The 20,553-nt window shown below is 64.1% G+C and carries 10 protein-coding genes and 1 pseudogene; 5 read left to right on the top strand and 6 right to left on the bottom strand.

What is annotated here, in order from left to right:
- Positions 1-190: 190 nt before the first annotated feature.
- Both ACZ3II_RS34885 and ACZ3II_RS34880 read right to left on the bottom strand, forming a co-directional pair.
- A complete protein-coding gene (locus tag ACZ3II_RS34885) occupies positions 191-6,586 on the bottom strand; it encodes an RHS repeat domain-containing protein (protein ID WP_465523434.1) in 6,396 nt (2,131 codons plus the stop codon).
- Complete coding sequence (locus tag ACZ3II_RS34880; RefSeq protein WP_465523432.1) at positions 6,583-12,891, bottom strand: carboxypeptidase regulatory-like domain-containing protein; 6,309 nt, start codon at positions 12,889-12,891, stop codon at positions 6,583-6,585. The genes ACZ3II_RS34885 and ACZ3II_RS34880 overlap by 4 nt, the downstream gene beginning before the upstream one ends.
- 660 nt (positions 12,892-13,551) lie before the next feature.
- Here ACZ3II_RS34880 and ACZ3II_RS34875 point away from each other — a divergent pair.
- Positions 13,552-13,638 (top strand): annotated as a pseudogene (locus ACZ3II_RS34875) (hypothetical protein); the annotation flags it as partial.
- On the opposite strand, the gene ACZ3II_RS34870 reads toward ACZ3II_RS34875, so the two are convergent.
- Positions 13,597-13,761, bottom strand: a complete 165-nt coding sequence (locus tag ACZ3II_RS34870; RefSeq protein ID WP_465523430.1) for a hypothetical protein — start codon at positions 13,759-13,761, stop codon at positions 13,597-13,599. The pseudogene ACZ3II_RS34875 and the gene ACZ3II_RS34870 overlap by 42 nt on opposite strands.
- Positions 13,762-13,771: 10 nt before the next feature.
- Between ACZ3II_RS34870 and ACZ3II_RS34865 the strand changes: the two genes are divergently transcribed.
- Positions 13,772-14,623, top strand: a complete 852-nt coding sequence (locus tag ACZ3II_RS34865; protein ID WP_465523428.1) for a tyrosine-type recombinase/integrase — start codon at positions 13,772-13,774, stop codon at positions 14,621-14,623.
- A gap of 375 nt (positions 14,624-14,998) precedes the next feature.
- Here ACZ3II_RS34865 and ACZ3II_RS34860 read toward each other — a convergent pair whose 3' ends face one another.
- From ACZ3II_RS34860 to ACZ3II_RS34850, 3 genes are all read right to left on the bottom strand, one after another.
- Positions 14,999-15,547 carry a ComF family protein gene (locus tag ACZ3II_RS34860; RefSeq protein ID WP_465523426.1) on the bottom strand — a complete coding sequence of 183 codons (549 nt, stop codon included), beginning with the start codon at positions 15,545-15,547 and terminating at the stop codon, positions 14,999-15,001.
- A 296-nt stretch (positions 15,548-15,843) separates the two neighbouring features.
- Entirely contained in the window at positions 15,844-16,608 is a 765-nt protein-coding gene (locus ACZ3II_RS34855) for a phosphoribosyltransferase (RefSeq protein ID WP_465523424.1), read from the bottom strand.
- Positions 16,595-17,515, bottom strand: a complete 921-nt coding sequence (locus ACZ3II_RS34850; protein WP_465523422.1) for a DNA-processing protein DprA — start codon at positions 17,513-17,515, stop codon at positions 16,595-16,597. Before ACZ3II_RS34850 ends, ACZ3II_RS34855 begins: the two co-directional genes overlap by 14 nt.
- Positions 17,516-18,153: 638 nt before the next feature.
- Here ACZ3II_RS34850 and ACZ3II_RS34845 point away from each other — a divergent pair.
- From ACZ3II_RS34845 to ACZ3II_RS34835, 3 genes are all read left to right on the top strand, one after another.
- On the top strand, positions 18,154-19,065 hold the full coding sequence (locus ACZ3II_RS34845; protein ID WP_465523420.1) for a helix-turn-helix domain-containing protein: 912 nt from the start codon (positions 18,154-18,156) through the stop codon (positions 19,063-19,065).
- Between the two features lie 73 nt (positions 19,066-19,138).
- On the top strand, positions 19,139-19,762 hold the full coding sequence (locus tag ACZ3II_RS34840) for a hypothetical protein (protein ID WP_465523418.1): 624 nt from the start codon (positions 19,139-19,141) through the stop codon (positions 19,760-19,762).
- 562 nt (positions 19,763-20,324) lie between these two features.
- Complete coding sequence (locus ACZ3II_RS34835) at positions 20,325-20,546, top strand: DUF397 domain-containing protein (RefSeq protein WP_465523416.1); 222 nt, start codon at positions 20,325-20,327, stop codon at positions 20,544-20,546.
- Positions 20,547-20,553: the final 7 nt, after the last annotated feature.

Genomic DNA, 20,553 nt, shown 5'->3' with positions numbered 1-20,553 from the left:
GGACCACAGTGCGTGCAGGGCGGCCGGTATCTCGTAACGGGATGCGGACACGTTGGTCAACGAGGCCCAGTCGACAGCATCTACCATTTCAGTACGCTCCGGCATACCAGCCGCCCTAACAGTCGTTATTCAGCTCCGATCGTCGCCTAGATTAGTCTAGGCACTGGGTCGGGCGCCACTTGGCAGGACATCAGGCATCGGAGATTCCGGTTTCGCGACTTGAGAACAATCCCGAACAGGCAGGTGTCGGAGCCGCCACCAGCGCACACGGTCCGTAGCGCCATAGGAAGTACATGTCGGCACCAAAACCAATCGCGCCCATCGTTCCAGCCACCTTCGCTCCATTGCCCGCACGGTTCGCGCCCTCGTACTGGGTGATATTACGGCCGGCAGGAGGAGGTTCTGGACCCATCAGCGACGGCGACCCCCTAAAACCGGCGCGAGGCTTAACGGCTTCGCCTTTGAGCTGCGCCGAGGAATGCTTCTCGCCGATCACTTCATGAGTCCCTGGCGACTCGATCAGTACCTTCATACCGTACTTGTCGCTTGCAGCCCTGATTGCGGAAAAGCAGTTGCCGCAAGCGGTTCTTCCTTCCTCACCCAAAACGATACGCAACGTGTACCCCTGCTTGATCAGCCCCTTTGAGAGGTACCATCGAAGTACCCGAACATCGAGGTGCTGGTGGTTCCGAGCCGTCTCGCCGGGCAGTAGTCCGCCGCCGCTGCGGAAGTTGGTATCGGCGGCGATCATGTTGCCTTTCTCGTCATAAACTGCCGCTGCACCGAACATCGTCTCATCCGTAATCCCGTATCCATATGTTGGTGAAAATCCGCCGGTAGTCGGCTTTTTCTTAACGTTATTTGCGTAATACTCCATCCAGGACCCCTTGGGAGCTGATATACCACCGCCCGCCGGCTTGTCCTGATAGACCCACTTCCCGTCGACTTGGACCTGTTTCTGCCCCAACTCGTCGAGAGCTTTCTTTTCCTGGAGTGGGTTCCCTTCCCAGACAGGAATTCGCCCGTCGGGGTCGGAAAGAGTGGCCGGAGAATTGTTTGCGTATGAGTAGCCGTTCCAATGCTGCGGATCGGCGAGGTCCTGCAGCGGATCAACAGAAATGAAACGGCCAGCAATGGCGTCATATTCGCGGGCGCCGAGGTGGGTCAGTCCGGTGTTGTCCTTGGTGCCGCCGACGTAGCCGTGGGTGTTAGGCCATATGTCAGGGGTGACGCCGCGGGGTGTCCCGTATGGGGTCTGTCGGCGGGTGGTGACCTGTTGGGTGGCGGCGTTGATGGCGAGGCCGGCCGTGCCTTGGTGGTCCGATGACAGCCAGGTGAGGCCGGCGCTGGTGCGGGAGCCGATCGCGGCACCAGCGTGGCTGTAGTACCGAGTGCAGATGGTGGCGCCGGTACTAGTTGTGTAGCGGATTTCTTGGCCGGGCAGGTAGAGGGTGTGGCCGGTGGAGTCGCGTTGGATGAGGCGATTGCCGTCGGCGTCGTAGATGTAGGTGGTAGTGCCGGTGTTGTCGGTGACAGTGCTGAGGTGACCTTCAGGGTCCCAGGTCAGGGTCTGGGTGCCTGCAGACTCGGTAGGCCTGGTGAGGGTATTACCGGCGGCATCGTAGGTATAGGTGCCGGTATGGGCGCCCGTGGTGCTGGTAACCGCATGCGGCGGCTCGGTGGTGCTGCCCGGGTTGGGATAGTGGTAGGCGGTAGTGAGGATTTCGCCTGTGGTGGTGTAGGTGCTCTCTTCGGTGCGGTTGCCGGTGGCGTTGATCTTCCAGGTCTGCCAGTACGGCGCGGGTCCACCGAGTGCCTCGGTGGCGGGCTCGGCGTCGCAGTCGCCGTTTGCGGGTGTCCACGCCGCCGTGAGCCGGGCTAGGTAGTCGTGGCGAAAGCATTGCGTGTCATCGACGTCTGCAGGAGCGGAGTCGGCAATCTTGGTGATATTGCCGACGTCGTCGTACTTGTAGGTGGTGTCGGCGAGAACGTAGGGGGCGACTGAATCGCGGTCGGTGCGGATGCCGGTGAGTCGGCCGGTTTCGAGTTCGCGCGTGTATTTGGTGTAGACGCGTCCGCCTTCGCCACTTCCGGTGTGAAGCTTGACCTGGTCGAGTTGGCCAAGTGCGTTGTAGTCGGTGTCGGTGACGTAGGGCTGCTCGGTGCTGCCGTAGAGGCTGTTGACTGTGGTCGGCTGACCGAACGCGTTGTAGGCGTGGGTCAGGGTTTCGGGCTGAAGGCCGGTGTTGGTGCCGGGGATGCTGGACGATGCGACGGTGCCGTCGGTGTTGTAGGTGGTGTTGTAGTGGTAGATGCCGCCGAGGCCGGTCTCGGTGTCGGGAATGACGATTTCGGTGTTACCGGGCTGGTAGCGATCGTTGTAGTCGAGAATCCGGGTCTGGTAGGCGGCGGAGCCCGTGAACCTGGTCGAGGTCGAGAGGTAGCCCTTGGCGACCGTGTCGTAGATCCACTGGGCGCGGAGGAACCCGCCCACTTGGTTGTCGTAGGCATTGGTCCTGCGGTTGAGGGAGTCGTATGTATAGACGATTTTCTTACCGCGGGCGTCTGTTGTGGTCAGGACGTTACCGGCGTTGTCGTAGGTGAATTTGGTGGTTCCACGGTCGGGATCGTCCACCTCGATCTGGCGGCCTCGGAGGTCGTATGTTGTGGTCCATGTGTTGTCGAGGTGGTCGATAAGCTGGGTTCGGTTGCCGCGTGCGTTGTACTTGTATTCGGTGCTGTCCCAGCTGTCTGCGGTGTGTGGCGTGGGGGTGACCCCGTGGTACTGGCGTAGTTCGATGGTGCGACCGCGCGAATCGGCCACTGTTGAGGTTGCGGTGCCGCCGGCGGGTGGGGTGATGTCGGTGCGGTCACCGCCGTAGGCGGTGGTGGTCCGCCAACGTTCTTTGCCGTAAGGCTGGAACACGCTGGCGACAGTACGGCCAGCGCTGTCGTAGAGGGTTCGGGTCTGGTTCGGCACGAACGCCTGGTCGGCACTAGTGAGCAGGGTTCCGCCGGGGTTGCCGTCCGCGTGGTACTCGCCGTACTTAAGAATCTGCCGGCCGGCAGTGTCGTAGAAGGTCTCGGTGATGACGCGGCCGCCAGACGGTGACGGTGACGGTGACTGCGTCTGGCGCGGCCTTAGCAGCCCGTCGTAAAGCGTGTAGGAGGTGATGTATGCGCCGGCGTTGTTGAGTGCCGAGGTGGTGACCACCGACGGGGTCGTGGTGTTGATGTCGTAGCCGTACTTGACGTGGGGGCTGTCGGTTCCCTTGGCACGCCCCGGATACCACACCGCAGTCAAACGTCCGAGCGCGTCGAAATCCGTGTCGGTCCGTTTGCCATTCGCATCGATAGTAGAGAGGACCGCACCAGTAGCTGGGTTGACCGTCGCTGTCGACGTGTGCTCGAGATAGTTGATCGTCGACGTCGAGGTGACCGGGCTGTCGCTCGCGGGCGTGTATGTTGTGGTCGTCGCATAACCCCGGGCATCGGTGACGGTGGTAGGGCGGCCGTGTACGTCATAAGCGATTTGACCGGTAGTGACGAAGGTCGGAGTCCCGTCGTTCCAGGAGGAAATCTCCTGGGTTACTGTGGGTATGCCTTGCTTTGGGGCAGCCTTGTAGGCCTGTTTATCAAAGTGTGTACGAGTTTCCCCGATGACCTGCGCTTCCGTGACGGTACTGGTGGCGGTGCATTTGACCGCGTACGACTTGACCGCGTGTACCCGGTTTATAATCCACGAGGTGATATTGCGTGGTGTGCGATCGGTTTGCACGCATTGCTCGTCGCCGTCAACGCCGTCCTGGCCGAGGTCATCGACCTGCGTGACCATGCCATAGTCGTCGAACGTATTGACGGATTTAGTGATGCGTTCGCCGCGGCCGTTGTCCAGCGTGACGTGATTGACCGTTGTGGCGACGCCGGTGAACCGTGATGTCACGATGTCGCCGTTGATCGTTCGGGTGGCAGTAGGTGCGGACGCCCATGGCGTGTAGCGGGTTCTGGAAAGCACGGCACTGTTCGGGCCGTTGGCATAGATGATCGATTCCCGGGTTTGACCAGCGAACCAATCCTCGTCGGCGATCCCGTCGATGGTCACCGGCGGCTTGATGTCGTCCGCAGCTTTAGGCCGGTCGCCGTTCATACCGCGGAAGTAACGGGTCTCCGTGTAGGTCGACTCGCCGGGGTCGCCGACGGTGACGCCGACCCTGCCGAAGCCGCGGTAGCTTGACCAGGTTTTGTAATTCTTCTTTGTCAGGCCGTCGTCATCGCTGTAATGCCAAGCTGCACCATCGAGGTAGGTATAACTGTAGGCCTTGCGTGGGCTTCCCATCGGCGGTTGGCCACCAGTGTTGTCGTTCTCGTAGATGCTGGTGACCACGTACTTGTTGAACCAGTCAGTGACCGGCCCTTTCTTCCCTTCGGGGACCCATCTCACCGGGTAACAGAGACTGGTGTTGGTCTCCGGAGTCGGCAGCCTACCGGGCTTACAGTCCTGCTCGGAGTAGTTGACGCTGATGGAGCCGCCGGACTCGGTGCGGATACGGGCAATGCGCATCCAGTTCATCGCGGCCGCGAAGTCACCGGTGACGTCAACTCGGTTCGCCTTCTGCACCGCTGTGAACTCGACGTCGGGTGTGGCGATGGTGCCGCCAGCGAGCCCTGTATGCGAAAGTTTCTTGAGCCACAGGCCGGCCCGCGTGCCATCGCCTGGGTCGAGAAAGTCAGGTGTCAGGGTCCACCGGTCGACGTTGCTGTAGCCACTGTCTTCTTTGATTTGGGTGGTGACGGTGGCCAGCCGTTTGGTCGACCAGAATGTAGGTGAGTACTTATCCCCGCACGTGGTGGCCGTACATTCGAAGTCCCACGGCACGTCCGGCCAGCGTGTGGCGTCGTGGGTGTCGCAGTCACTCAGGCAACGGCCAGCGTAGGTGAGGTCGACGCGCATCGGAGCGAGCGTCTTGTGCACCGAGTCGATGCCACCGCTGCGGCGGGTGCCGTAGTCAATACGGTCAAGGACAGCCTCGCGGTCGTAAGAGGCAGCGTCGGCCTTGTCAAGATTGCGGCTGTACTTGTTGGTGAACTTCTCGTACCAGTACGACATTGAATTGCCGAGCGGATCGACGACGTAGTCGAGATTCCAGCGCCAGGCCTGGGTGCAGTCGGAGTCCGCGAACGCGGTGGCGTAGCACGGTTCCCCGGGGTCATTGCCGAACACCGGGGCGGTCAGCACTGAGTTGGTCAGGGGCTTGTTGGTGGTCCACCCGGGTAGCCGGTTGATACCGAACCAATACTGGGTGCCGTCGGTAGTCGTCAGAACCCAATATTCGCCGTTGTCGTCTCCATTAACGGCTTTGAGGTTCGTGGGCGCGACGGGGTTACGCACGATGCGGCTGCCATCATCGCCGCGCAAGTGCCAAAGTTTTTCGGTGGCGTTATAGATCAGTTCACCAGAGTGCCCGGCCAGCGACAGGGTGGCATTGTCAGTCTCCCAGCACAAGTCGCCGGTCTTCTCCTTATTGTTGGACGTGTCACTCATGTCCTCAGAGCAGGGCACGTAGCGGCGTTCGATGAAGCCGCCAGCAGGCTCTTCGAAGCCTTCACCGACCCGTGAGGGCTGGTTGTTCGAGGCGGCGTGACGGCCGTCGACCGACTGTGCCGAGTACGACAACTGCAGCTGAGGGCCGGGCCCTCCGAGCGACGGCGGGACTTTCATGGGGTAGCTCCAGGTGAAGTCACCGGAGTTACCGCCCGCGTTCCAGGTCGATGATGCGTTCAGTGCGGTCGCGGCGTAGTTGCCGGTTGGCCCTGATGGCGCTGCTGTTGCGGCTACCAGGGTGGAGGTGCTGGCGAGAGGGACCTCGGCGGTCAGGGTGCGGGCGGTGATGTCGTTGTCGGTGGCCAAAGGTGTGCTCTCGCAGCCGCTGTGCTGCGGTGTGGTCAGGGCACAGCCGGGCAGAGTGACCAGGCGCAGGCGGCTGCTCCAGTCGGCGCCGTAGGCCGTCTCAAACGCCCGGTAGTCGAGGGTGACCTTGGTGGTGCTGGCTTCGGTGATGCCGTCGGCTCGGCCCAGGCGCATCAGGACACCCTGGACTCCGGCGCGTTCGGTGGCCTTGCGGTCCAGCATCTCCACTAGTACCCGTGACGGTGCCGGTTTGGCAGATCGGGCAGCCGCCGCTTTCGCGGGCTGCTCGATGCGTACGGGCATGACGTCGGCTTGCTTGGGTTGGCTGCCAGGAGCGGGAACATTGATGATCTCGGCGGCTGCCTTGGGCCATGCCGGGGCGGGCCGCGCTGAGGCCGGCGGGAGTTCTTTGGCCTTGGGTGCAGGGGCGATGGGGACGGCCTTGACTGGCACTTTCGATACCGGTTTCGATGCCTCGGCTTTGTAGGGCACTGGCTCGGCCGCCATGGCAGGAGCATGGCCGAGCCCAAAAATCAGAACGGCAGTGAGAGTGGCTGCGATGGCAGTACGCGACTTTGCCACCAGTCTTGCCCTAACGGGGCGGCCTACGGGTTTCGGCGAGGTCATCTCGTTCTTCCGTGGAGTGAACGGTCGGTGGGGCTGCTCGGTCGAGGTCATGCTTGGACCCTGTCGATACGTAGGGCGAGGCCGGGGCGAAGGACTGGTTGCCGGTAGCTATAGCGGATTTCCGCTTCGCCCCATCCGCCGTGCACGATGACTTCGCCAGAGCCGCCGCGGTTGATGAACGACTCACCGTTATCGGGGTATAGGAAGGTGAATCCGCCGGCCTCGTGAAGGATCGCTTGGAAGGTGACTCTGGTGTCTGGGTCCTCGAGATGGCGGACGTTATGCCACTCGACGACGAAATCTCGATTGGGAGCAGCACCGCGTGTGGTGGTTCTGATGCTGGACTCGGTATCCACGGTCCAGTTGTCCAGGAACGGGTAGAGGCTGGCGACTTCAAAGCCGAGCCCGCCGCTAGCCTTAACTTCCGCCCAGTCGCCGGAGAAGCTGTACAGGTCGACGGTGAACGGAAGCTCGACAACCTGGGACGATTCGCTTTGTGTTATAGGGAGTACTGAAGTCGCGTCGACTGGCACGTACTCGGATTCGACCTCGGTCATCGTGTAGCCGAATTGCACACCCTTTTCCGGCGGTTCGACCTGGAAGTCGGCTACTGCGGGTTGCCTGCCGACGAGTACCCCTTGGGTGAGGGATCGCCTGCAGTCGCCTTCGGTGATGGTCGCGATGACGGTCGTGGTGCCGGTCGGGACTGCGTCGATCCAGTAGGCGCCGCTGGCATCGGTGACTGCCGTTTGACCGGCGGCCGTGATCAGGGCTTCAGGAACCGGTCTGCCAAGGCACGAGACCTCCCCGCGGATGGGGCTCATAGCCGGAACATCGAGTGTCAGGTTGACGCTGAGCCCATCGGTCAGCGACTCGATCTTGTACATGTGCTGGTAGCCGGTGGTGCCGTCGGAGTTTTCGATCCCGACGGTTGCCGATCCCCCTCGTTCGGCGGCGTTGGATGGGTCGATGCCGTCGTAGTTCAGGGTGATATCGCCGGCTTCGGCGAAGATCACTTCGAAGGAGATACGCTGTGATTCCTGGCCGTAGCGGTGGACGTTGCGCCATTCCACGATCCATTGTCGGTTCGGGGCGGCGCCGGATACCTTGGTGGCGATTGCCGCGTGCTCATCGACGACCCAGTCATCCCAGAATGCATAGACGGCGCTGTCCGGTGTTTCCCAACCGGTGACGGGGATCGGGACGGGTTGGGAGTCGGTTGCCCCTACGGGGCTGAACGACACGAACCCGTTGCTGCTGATCCAAACGGTAGTCGCAGTGGCGCCGTACAGGTGAATGGGGAAAGGGGTTTTGGTGCGCCAGGATGCGTCGTCGCCGGCCCAGTCGTGCACCGTGTCAGCCGGCTGGTAGGCGCGTACGCTGGTGGTGCAGCGATAGAAGGGGTCGCCGTCGGTGAGGGTCAGGTCTGCTTGTTGGTCGCTGCCGCTCTTGTACAGCGTTGCTGCGGCGTACTGGCCAAGGCATCGGTCGTCTTCCGTTGAGAGCGCGACTCGATACTCTCCGACGGGTACATCGGCGAATCGGTAGCTTCCGTCGGCTGCGGTGGCGGTACGGCGGCCGCCGGGATTGAGCGTGATCACGGCGCCGGGGACCGGCTGGGTGGTTTCGGCCTCGGTGAGCACGCCGCTGATGGCGCCGCGGGGTGCCTGTGTGTAGGTGATCGATGTGTGCGGCTCAAGCGCCCGTTGGTTGGTGGAGAACATATGGGTCAGATCTCTAGCCGCGTAGATCCCCACCAATGCTCCGCTGCCACGGTGTAGGTCGGTGGGCATATCGGTGTAGTGGTACGCGAACCGGCCGTCCTCGTGCAGCATCACCTCGAAGGTGGTTCGCTGACTCGAGTCAGCAGAGAACGCGACGTTGCGCCACTCGATGATGAAGGTCCGGTTGGGTGCAGTGCCGGATAATTTGGTGCGGATGCTGGCATTCTGATCGACGAGGAGATCGTCTTCGAAGACGTCGAGCCATCCGCCGGTGTCGCCCATGCGGATGAAGCCGTCCGTGCTGACCCAGATATTGCTGTGCGCCTTACCGTGGTAGGTCATCGGGAACGGGAGACCGACTGCGGTGCTCGCTTCGTCGCCTGTCAGCGGCAGCACTGTGTCAGCTGGCACATAGCCGGAGGGGCCGACCGCACACGTGTATCCGACAGTCCCGTAGTCAGGTCCGAGTTGCAGGTCTCGGGCGGTGTCGGCGGTCAAGTCAATGTTGGTTTCCGCCTTGGGCCCGCAGGGGCCGCCTTGTTTGCTGGTGATGGTGTAGCTGTCGGCGACCAGGCCCAGGAAGGTGTAGCTGCCGTCGGCGCCTGTGGTGGTGCTCAGCCCAGTCGGGTCGACTGTCACTGCCGCGCCGGCAACCGCCTTACCCGCGCCGTCGGTGAGTTTGCCGGTGAGGTTGTGCAGGTCGAGGGGGCTGGCGTTCGGGTTGGTGAACATGATCGCTGTGCCGTTGGTGAGCGCGGCTTCCTTGTTGGAGTAGGTGAGCCCGTCGTCGCCGCCTGGTGATTCGATGCCGACGATGGCGTTGGCGCCTTGCTCAGCGGCGTTGTCGAGGCCGGTGTAGTTGGTGGTGATCACGCCGTCCATGTCGAGGGTGACGGAGAAGCTGAGCCGCTGGCTGGTGTTGCCCTTGCGGTGCACGTTGTTCCACTCGATCACCATCTCCCGGGCGTTTGCGAGCCCTATGGTGGCGGTTCGCACGTTCGCCGCAGAGTCAACGACCAGGTCGTCCCAGAACGGGGCGATGGCTCCATTCTGTTCGGCTATCGCTCCGAGTTCCTCGGTGCCGGTGTACGGGTAGGCGACGCAGGTGTCGGTGACGGTGATCAAGCCGTTCGTGTCGACGCACACCTCGCGGGCTGCCTGGCCAAAGAAGGGGAACGCGAACGGCAGACTGACCTTGGTGACCGCGGTATCACCGGTCACCGGCAAGACCTTGGTGCCGGTGACGAATGGTGCGGTGCGTTCGCGACAGAGGTGTCCGGCCCCGCTGAGATTCGGGAAGACCGTCAGTTGTAATTCGAGGCCGTACTGGGTGACCGGGAAGGCTTGACTGCCGGCCATACCGCACCGGCCGCCATACCTGGCACGCACCGTGTAAGTGTTCGCTGGGATCTCAGGGAACGTGTAGAGGCCGTTGGCGTCCGTGGTAGCGGTGTAATCACCAGGTTTCAACGTGACCGTCGCGCCTTCGAGGGGAAGTCCGCCCTCGTCGGTCACTGGGCCGAACAGGCTGGCCACCGACACGACCCGGAATGTTCGCTGGTCCTTCCAGCCGCTGCGCAGCGCGTCAAGGGCGACGACGAACAGTTGCCGGTCCCCTCTCGCGGTACCGACGTTGATGTTCTCCGTCTTGGTACCGCCGGGCTTGTCGGGGCTGATGGTGACCAGGTCGCCGCTGTCGATGCTGTACTGGAACTTGAGGACGTTCGTGTCGCCCTCGGCGTCGAAGACGACCTTCAGCGTGTTGCCCACCGAGACGTCGGTGCCGTTGGGGAAGGAGATCGCCGGCGGGAGGGATTTGGCCTGGTCACCGATCGACTGGTTTTTCGCGACGGTGCCGTAGACTTGCACGTCGTCGATTTCGCCCTTGAAGAAGCCGTTGTCGGTGCCGTTCCACTTGCGTTTGCCGATGGTGACGGGGCCGGTGGCGTTGAACCCGCCGGTCAGGGTCGCGGTCGCTGTCTGTGGTACCGCGTTGACGTAGAGGGTCAGCTTCTTGGTGGTCGCGTCGTAGACGCCGGTCAGGTGGGTCCATTTGTCCGCGACTGCCACGGCGCTGGAGACCGCCGAGACGACCGTCGCATTATCGGCGTCCGAGGTGGCCATCGTGAAGCGCCATTTGCCGTCACTCTGGGTATGGCCGAGTGTGTAGGCGGACACGCGGCTTCCGCTGGCCGCGACCGCGATGTTGTGCCCCGTGCCGGTTGCGGTGGAAGCAAGTTTGACGCGGGCGGTGACGGTAAAACTAGCGTTCGTACGAACCGCGACGGGGGTGCCTGTGGTGACGTTCGGGAAGGTGACCGGGCCGCTGGTCGCCGCGTACCCGCTGGTGCCGTCGAGCGACAGCGCGCTGCCATCGTTACCGCGGCCCGGGACGCGGGTGGCTCCGCTAAGAGTGGCCGTGTTGCCATGTCCGGTGACATCGACTGCCGTGGCGGGGTTCGTGGTTTCGTCGAAGTCCCAGTGCCCCGCTGGGCCGGAGCCGTGTAGCACGGTGAACGTGTAGGTGACCTCGCTGGACATGTTGCCTGCCCGGTCTTTCGCCCAGACCCGCAGCTTATGAATACCGTCGGCTATCGGTGTCCACGGGATCTGCCCGGTGAAGTCAGTGGTGTTGACCGGTACGGTGCCAGCGCTGGACTTGATACCGCCGTCCATGGTCCACGCGTAGGAGGCGATGTCCTTCTTGCGTTTGAGCGCTTCGTCGGCGGGGACGCCGGTCAGGACTGGGGCGGCGATGTTGAAGGTGCCGGGGTACCCGACTCCACCGCTCGGCGTGGTTGACGAGTAGTCGGTGGAGGTCACTGCGCCGGGTGCCGGCGGTGGGGTCGCATCGACGGTGAATTCGCACGTCTTCTGCGACCAGGTCGTCATCGCGAATCTCTCACCAGGCGTGTCGACGGTCTTCGCCCGCCAACCGTAGGTAGCGCCATCGGTGAGTGTGGGAAGCGCGACCCTCACCGATGACGGGTTACCTGCCGACTGCGACAACACGCTGTTGTAGTTCGGAGCGCCCTGCCACCAGTAGAAGTACGTAGTCGGCTTCTGCCCGCCGCCGTCCGGATCCTGTTGCGTCCCGCCCAGAGTGACACCGGTCTTAGTCGTTACATACGGGCGGTTAGCGCCGGTGATACACGGCTTGTTGCCAGCTGTTATCTGATCCTTGAGCTGGTAGGGCGCCCGGTTGAAGGTGACCGCAAGCCGCGCGGAGGACGGCTTGTAGCGCTTCCAATGGGTCAGGGTGGACTCGTCGATGGCGCGCATGCCCAGTGTCACGGTGTTATCGGAGTCGCTGACCATGCTGGTCACATCGAACTCGATGGTGCCGGGGCCATCGCATCCATGGACCGAGCCGTACTTATGATTAGCAAGAACCTGTGCGCTCTTGGCGGAGAAGGCCGGCTGGTTCTTCCAGGTCGTCGCCGACGAGATCTCGCCGGTCCTCCACACCTTCGCGTTGCTCTTCGGGTTACACGTCCACGACCACCGCTGCTCGATGCGGAACTCGGCACTGATGACAGCACCCTTGACGGCGGTAGTGTCCATCCGGAAGAACGATCGGATGATGTGATCCGGGCAGCCGACGCAGTCCTCCGTGCGCCCCACCCCCGCCGCGCCCGTGATCGTGCCGTCGGTCAGCGCCGTCGTGTTCTGCCAGAACGACTTCGTCGGATACTTGCTCCACACCGACGTCCAGGCATTACCCGACAACGACCCGGTCACCGCCGGATCGATGAATACGGGAAACTCGGTACGCGGATCGGACAACATCGCCTTATCCGTCGTCAATGTCACCGAGCCGTTCTGCAGCTTGACCGGCATCACCGCCCGGCGGACCCGCTCGCCAGAAGTTTCCTTGCCTGACGCATCCGGGGTTCCCGGCCGCTCTTCGGGCGCAGAGCCGCCAGGGGCAACGGCCTGGGACTCCACCGACGCGGACGAATCCCACATCAACGGCGCCGGCGCGGTGAACACCTCCGCCCCGGAACCATCCTGAACCCTGAGACCACCAGCCGGGCTCTTGCGAACCGTCACACCCTTGGCTTCCAAACCGAACCGGAGCTCAGCCAGCTTCGGATTCGCGGCCGCTTTGCGCGTGCGCACCACAAGAACCTCGGAAAACCCGGTCGCTGTCGCGGTCACCCGGAGGTCCACGTCCGGAAGCACATCCGGGTAGACCGCGGTGTCCCCCTTGAGCTGTGGCTTCGGGAGCTTCTCCGGCCATCGCATCGCCAACTGCCGCGACCCGTCGCCCAATCGGCCCACCAGGCTGTCACCGCCACCAGAGAAAGTCATCGGCAGCACCGCAGCCTTCGGCACCACACCCGCCGCCGCCCATTTCAAAGCGGTGTCCACCGGCACCCAGGAGTTACCCTGCCGCACCCGCTGCGGCTCGACACTCTGCTCCAGCGAACGAGTGCCATCAGCGTTAGCGAACACCCGCGAATACTCAGTGCGTGCCGACACGACCTCGACAGACCGGTTACACGCCTTCGCCGTCTGCTGCGCGGCAGCTTCGGACGCCTGCTCCGGTACACACGCCGGTGGAGGCGCAGCCGCTGCCGGCGGCGGCGAGGAGCTGATCACTTCCAGCCCGGTGACCACCAAAGCCACAGCGCACAGCTGTGCCAGACGCCGCGAAACCCGCATTCGGACAGCAGCCACCGTCGATCCCCCGCAAGCCGTAGAACACCCCGTAGATCGATGACCTTAGGCATGCAAGATCGCGGATGTAAAGCAAACTTTCACTCAACGAACACAACGCGCTGCTCAGAGCAACGATCGCCCACCACTGCCTCACACGCTGCACCGGCAGATTCCGATAGCCGGCGATGCATGCACAGCGACGCCCTGAACCCGGCTTCAAGATCGAGAAGCCTTTATGTACACGACGACACTTGATGGCGACCATGCCAACGAGGCAACGCCGACCATCGCCCCTGACGGCGATAGCGTTCACGCACCAGGGTGCCGACCGTGTTAGTAGGACAACGACTCGGGAAGTTACGGTGCCCACACCAGGAAGCTTCAAGCGATGCGGCTGCCGCGACACGTCGGCCGGGAAGCGGCTACTACGCCACTGTGCCCGGCTCGCCGAACGCGGCCACAGCAACTGGTACTTCCGCTGCTACGTCCGCGACCTCTGGGTCAAGCCGACACAGATCAGCCGCGGCGGGCTTACCTCCCAGACCGCCGCCCGCCAGGCATGCACCCAGACTCTGTCCGAGTCGCAGGAGGAGCACACCGGCCGCACCCTAGACCGTCGCGCAATGGCTGCGGTACTGGCTCACCACCCGCCGCTCCATCCGGCCCACCACGCTACGGGTCTACACCCACCACGTCGACGCCTACCTCATCCCCGGCATCGGCGCCCTCCGGCTCAACGAGCTGACCAGCCGCCACCTCACCGCCCTGTTCACCGAACTCGCCGCCGGCGCCACCCCACACCGGCCAGCCGCGTTCGACGGCGACCCTCCAGCGCATCCAGGCGACCTTGCGCGCTGCCTACAACGCCGCCATCCGCGAAGGCCTGCTCACCGCCAACCCCGCCCGGCACGTCGAGATGCCACCCGCCCGCCGGCCCCACGCCGTCGTCTGGACCGACAGCCGGGTCGCCCAGTGGAAGACCGACGGCACCCGGCCCGCCGTAGCGGTCTGGACCACCGAGCAGCTCACCGAGTTCCTCACCAACGCCGCCGACGACCCGCTCTACCCGCTGTGGTGGCTGATCGCGCTCCGCGGACTGCGACGTGGCGAGGCCGGCGGGCTGTGGTGGAGCGACATCGACCTCGACAACCGGCAGCTCACCATCACTACCCAGCGCACCACCGTCGGCTACCAGATCATCGAGGGTCCACCCAAGTCCGCGGCTAGCCGCCGCACCATCGCCCTCGACCGGCAGACCGTCACCGTCCTACGCGCCCACCTACGCCGGCAACGAGCCGCGTACCTCATCGCCGGCCGCCGCTGGCTGGAATGCGGTTACGTGTTCACCCGGCCGGACGGGCGGCCCTATCATCCGAACTACCTCACTCACCGACTGCACTACCTCGCCGGCACCACCGGCCTCCCGCCGGTTCGGCTGTACGACCTCCGGCACGGTGCCGCCAGCCTCGCCCACGCCGCCGGCGCCGACCTCAAAACCGTCCAGGCCCAACTCGGCCATGCCAGCATCGTGCTGACCGCCGACACCTACACCAGCGTGCTCCCCGCCACCCACCACCAGGCCGCCGAAGCCACCGCCCGACTGATCCTCACCACCGCCCGCCGCGCCTGCGGCAAGATCGCCCGAAAGAACCAGCGACGCGCTCTGGCACCCCCCGGGCCCGGATCCACCACCGTCTAACCCGCCGCGTTCCCGCAAATCCGCAGGTCGACGCCGCCGCAAGAACACCAGCGGGGATAAAAGCCGCAAAATACCGCGAGTGGCAGGCGGCCAGGGCAGCGCCCTGCAGTCATCGATGCGAACGAGCGCCTCGGGGTACTCGACCAATTGGCGCGGTGTGCCTTCCTGGGCAGCGGCGGCCATCTCGATGGCAGCTTTGCTCACCTCACAGGCCACCGGCTGCAGTGAGTGCCCCCGAATGAGCAGCTTGCCCTTAGCCCGGGCCACCAGGTCACTCACGAGATCAAATATCGCAGGGCGGGCGATCGGCGGTGCGGGGTTCCGCCGATCGCCCGCCGGGCAGGCCATGGTGTGAGCTGCTGGATCTTGGTGCTTTCACCGCCAGGGCTGTCGGGCGAGGACCAGCCCGTCGACCCGTTCGACGCCCCACTCGTAAAGTCGGCGCCCGTCTGCGTCCAACTGCGCGCCAGTGGTGAAGACGTCGTCGATGAGCAGCACGCGGGCGCCGCCGAGGTCCTCGAAGATGTCGCGGGTGGTTCTCACCGCGGCCGCGTGCTGGTCGGCGAGGTTGATCTTCGTAGCGATGTCACTGCCAGCCGAACGGGGTGTGGGCCGATGTTTCACCAGACCGCGGGGGAAGATCGGCCACTGCTCGTCTTCGTCGTCCTCCTGCGCGGCATCAAGTATGAGTTCTACGTGCCGGTAGGGGTTGCGCCCGGCGTAGGAGGGGTTGGGAAGGATCAGGTCGTAGTGGCGGGCGGTGTCGTGATTCGCCGCCAGCCAGCCGAGCAGGAGCCGGCCGAACACGTACCGCCATCGGCGTTCGCCCTCGTACTTGTAGTCGTGGAGCGCCGTGGCCAGCGGGCCCGCGTGCATCGAGATCGCCGAGACTTTTTGGAAGCCGCGGTTCCAGGGCGAGGTCACGCAGAGCTGGTTACGGCAGGGCTGGCCGTCCACCGCCTGGGCGCAGACGCCGCATCGCCGGTCCGGCAGCGGAGGGACGCTCGTCAGCACGCACGCGATACAGGTCTCGATCGGGCCCCGCTGGCGGTAGGGACACTGCAGACAGGCCGGGAACCCTGGCGGCGAGACGGAACGGCTGGCGAGTGGTGACATGGCCGCGACGGTAGTGCGTTCCGGCCAGCGTCCTCGATAGCGGTGACGGTCGCCCCCGTTACCCGCAGACGAGCTGGTGCGCGCAGGCATCCGATCGCGTCTCGCTAGGAAGTCGCCTCGAGTGCGCATCGGGTGATGTCGAACGGGGCAGCCGTACGGAGGCGGGCCACCAGGTTCTTGGAGGGTCCGTACTCGGGGTTCACGTGCCGGCCGAGGATCACTGCCGCCACGGCGGCGGCGCCGGCCTGCTTGAGCGCGGACGCCAGCGACTGGACCCGGCTGCCGGTGGTCCAGGTGTCGTCGATGAGCAGGATCCGCGCGCCGGCGGCGCTGCCCGGCGGCAGGAGGAATCGGTCCGGGTGGAACGTGCGGTCTTCGTTGGGGTATCGCGGATTGGCGGCGGGGTGCAGGGTAGGGAGAGCTATGCGACCGGCCACCACGCTGGTGAGCGGGTGCGGTCCCACCCTCGCCCGGGTGGAGGGGACGGTGACCAGGTGTGTGAACGGTCCGCCAAGACGGGCGGTGAGGCAGTCCCAGTGGTGGCCGATGAACATGATCGCCAGGGAGGACAGCTTGAGTCTGGCTTCGGCAGAGGGCAGGCCCGTCTTGTAAACGATCAGGCTGTGGGCGTGCTGGGCGTTCTTGACCGCGTAGGAGATCGGCACCACGACGTCGGCGAGCTGGCCACGGGCTGCCATGCGATGTTGGTCGCACTGGTAGCAGATCTGATATCCCTCGCTGGCGCTGCTGCGGCAGACCGCACAGATGCCGTCCCCGGCGGGGAGCGGGTTGCGAAGGTAGGTGCTCTGCCTGTGGACCAGCTCCATCTCGGCGGTCTGCGCGGCCGCCCAGTCTCTAAGTGTTGACAAGGCGCGGCAGACCCTCCAGCGCGTCGTCAGAGGCGGGGATTTGCTGAACGATGCGTTCGACGGCGGCGACGAGTTCGTTCGCGGTACCGACCACCACGACACCCGGCCGGCTGGCGTAGTCGCGGGCCCACTGGTGTACCAGCAGCGAGTCGGCGAGGACGACGGGCCGGCCGTGTTGAAGGGCGAGGCGGGCTTGGATGCGGGCGCCACTCTTCTCGGCGGCTTCGACGACGACGGTGGCGGCGGAATACCCGCTCATGATGGCGTTGCGCATCGGGAAGCTCTGTCGCGTCGGCGTCGCCTCGGGCCAGAACTGGCTGAGCACCAAGCCTTCACGGACAATACGTTGCTGCAGGTCACGGTTCGGTGCCGGGTAGTACCGGTTGACGCCGGTGCCGATGACCGCGACCGTCCGGCCGCCGGCGCGCAGGGCTGCGGTGTGTGCGGCGGTGTCGATGCCGAGGGCAAGACCGGAGACGACAGTGACACCGGATTCGGCCAGGGCGGTGGCGATCGTTTCGGCGATGCCGACACCGCGGTCGGTAGGGTGGCGGGTGCCGACGACCGCGACCGATCGCCGGTCGTCGGCCAGGGTGCCGCGGGTGAACACCAGTGGTGGCATCTCGCGGATGTCGCGTAGCCGCGCCGGGTAGGTGTGATCGAAGAGGGTATGCACGCCGATGCCGTCGGCGTGCCAGGTCCGGAGGTCGTGTTCGGCGGCGTCCAGGGCTGCCGTGACGGCGTCGTCGTCCGGGAAGAGCGTGTCCTGACTGCCGAGGGTTCGCTCGAGGACCGCGATGGCGTCGCCTTCGGTCAAGACCTCTGTCGTGATCTCGTGCCAGCGTGATTCGGGCCGCCGGAGCAGCGCGACGAGCGCTGTTACCTGCCCCTGACGGTCGTCTCGCATGCCGGTGATCCTAGAGCTAAGAGTCTCCGACGGCAGTGACGTGGGCTCCAACGTGGTGTCCTCCCTTCGCATCGGTGCCTGAATTGATTATCGAACTAACGTACGACATTTTTGGGTTCTTCCAGCTCATCAGACATGCCAGAAGCGTGATTGATGGCAGGTTGGAACGTGCGCGCCTCACGGGTGACCGAAGATTCTCATCACCGAGGGCTCGCCAAGCCCGCTCACCATGCCGGTCGGCGCTCCCTCGGCGGGGCGCCGCGTCGGCCGGGGACCCGCCGGGCCTGCTCCGTCGTTGGCGTAGGTGTCGCTTCCCGGACGGGCCCGTCACCCTGTCGCCGGGCCGCATTGGTTGTAGCCGCCCTCGCGGATGACCCGGGGCACGGCCAGGACGGCGGGGGACGGTTGCCGCGAGACATGCGGACCCTAAATATGTGCCGCCCTCACATTCGGTAGCCAAGTAGACGCAAGGGGTGGGGGGAGCGACGCTCACTCTTGCGATGTATGCTCGGCGTGACATGCCAATCATGTGAGGTCGCAAGATCATTTCAACCGTCTCTGCTGGCTCACAAGCCTGTACCGCCTTTATCTTGTTACAAGGAGTTCTTGCGATGTCTACGAGGGAACGTGGTCCTGCCGTGGCGAAGCGCCAGTTGCGCCTGATCCTGCGCCAGGCCCGCCTCGATGCCGATCGCACTCAGGCGGAGGTGGCCGAGGAACTCGACTGGTCACCCTCGAAGATCATGCGCATCGAGAACGGGCAGGTAGGCGTGCAGACCTCCGACCTCAGGGCTCTGGTAACGCAGTTCCCCGCGCTGATGGGCCGAACCGAGGAGCTTGTCAACCTCGCGCGGCTCAGCCGGCAGCCGACTGTCGCAAGCCGGTATCGCGACGTCCTGAGCAGGGAGTTCGCTGAGTGGCTCGAATACGAGGCGTATGCGACCGCCATCCGGCAGTACGAGACGCAATTCGTGCCAGGTGTATTGCAGACCGATGACTACGCTACGGGCATCGTGGATGGTCTACTGGGTACCGAGCGCGATGAGAAGACTGCGAAGCGGATCGTAGAGGCCCGGTTCGAGCGGTCCGCTCCGCTGATCGGCCCCGACGGGCCCAAGATGGACTTCATCATCGACGAGAGTGCGCTTTGGCGGTGGGTGGGCAACGAGGATGGCCATCAGGGATTCGCAGCCATGGAGTCTCAGTTCGCCCAACTGAAGAGGCTGAACACCAAAGGACGTCGGGTTGCGGGAGAGAGTATTGAGGCCGACCTGAATCCGAACATCTCCATCCAGATCGTTCCGTTCAAGCTCGGCGCCTACTCCTCTATGCGGAGCGCCTTCGAGATCGCTGAGTTCGATGATCGGAACCTGGAGACGATGATGTTCTTCGAGAATCCCGATGGCGACATCGTGATCAGGGAGGACAGCGACGCGATGGCGCGGCACATCGATATGTTCTCCCACCTCAAGAAGAGAATTCGGCCAGCTGAGGAGACCAACGCCATGTTGGACTCGATCGCCCACTCGGTTCTGGCTCAGAGCTTGTAAGTCTGAGATCCTCCCGGCTGCGAGCCGCTCGGGATCCCGTGGACCAGTCGAAGCGTGAAAGGGGGACCTCCGCGTGACGCTGCACGATCGCTTCGAAGCCCGTGATGCTTTCCCGCGCCCTCGCGAAAACAGCACAGCTTCTTCGCCGGGTCCTTCCCGTACTGCAGGCGAGCCTGGTCGGGAACGCTCGCAGTCGGAGACGGAGGGGCCGAGACGCCCCCGGACGCTGATCGACCTTCTGTGGGAGCTCCTGCAGATCCTGGGCAACGCCGCACGAGGCGACGAGCAGCAGTTTCGGCAGGCGTACCGAATTTTCGTGCGGCCAGCGTTGTACGCGTTGCTGTGCCTGACGCTGTTGATCGCCTTGGCGATGCTGGTCCCGAAGGAGTTGAACCTCAGGCCCTTGGGCACGGTCGTGCCGATGTGGGTGCTGATCCCGGGTGGTGCCACTGCGGTGGTGCTGATCACCCTGTGGCAACGGCGGATGGCTCGCCGGAGAGAGCGGTCCGCCCCGCCCTGGGACCCCCGGGACACGAACGGTCGCCGCGAGGATGAGCCGCTGGAGCCCTCATCCCGGTACGGACAGCATTCAGAACCGACGTCGGAGCGCGTCGGTCCGCCGGCGGATGGCGGCCAGGACCCGATCAGCGGTAACCCCGGCTACTCCCAATATCAGTATGACGATAAGAATCTGTAACAACGCCCCGAGGTAGGTAGGTCGCCCGGCGAGGGCGACGCCGAGACCACCGAGGACGTAGGCGGTGCCGGCCGCCAGAGTTCCGGCCGCTACTCCGAACATCAGAAGACGTGGCCAGCTCGCGGCGACAGCGGCGTTCTTGTAGGCATCCGATCGAGGCATTTCCGGACGCGGTCGGGATGCCGCCTCAAGCGTTGCGAACTCATCGCGCGCTGTCCTCGTCACGCTGCCTCCATCTCCGACCTGTTGCTCTCCACGTTAACGCCCGAGGCCGCCACGACGGCACGCCTGATGATGCACGACCGTATCGGGCGAACTTTGACGCCGTCACCCTCCTGGTGCGTCATGCTGCGATGGATCACCGACAGTGCGCGCCTGACCGAGATCCGGCATGGGCATGCATACTCTCTGGCCGTTCGAGGAAAACCGGTCATCTAGTTCATCCATTGATGTCCTTCTACACTGTCGCAGGACGGCGGAAGTTAGGCAATATACGCCCAGCTAACAGGCACACCCTGCCGAACAGACTGGCCGAATAGCCTATTTACATCCGGGAGTGCGCATGAGCAGCAAAGATCCTGAGGCGCCGAACTGGCGGAAGAGCTCGAAGAGCGGCACTAGCAATTGCGTCGAGGTAGCCGATCAAGCAGATTCCGTATTAGTCCGGGATTCCAAGAATCTTGCGGCAGGCCACCTCACATTCAGCCGCACAGCATGGACCAATTTTATTTCTTCTGCGAAAAATGGCGATTGGGACCAAAGCGTCAATGTGGACGAGGCCTGACGTGATC

It is taken from the genome of Actinoplanes sp. NPDC019969, from assembly GCF_055562375.1.
Note: the sequence above shows the minus strand (reverse complement) of the source record. Positions and strands in the feature narration are given on the sequence as shown.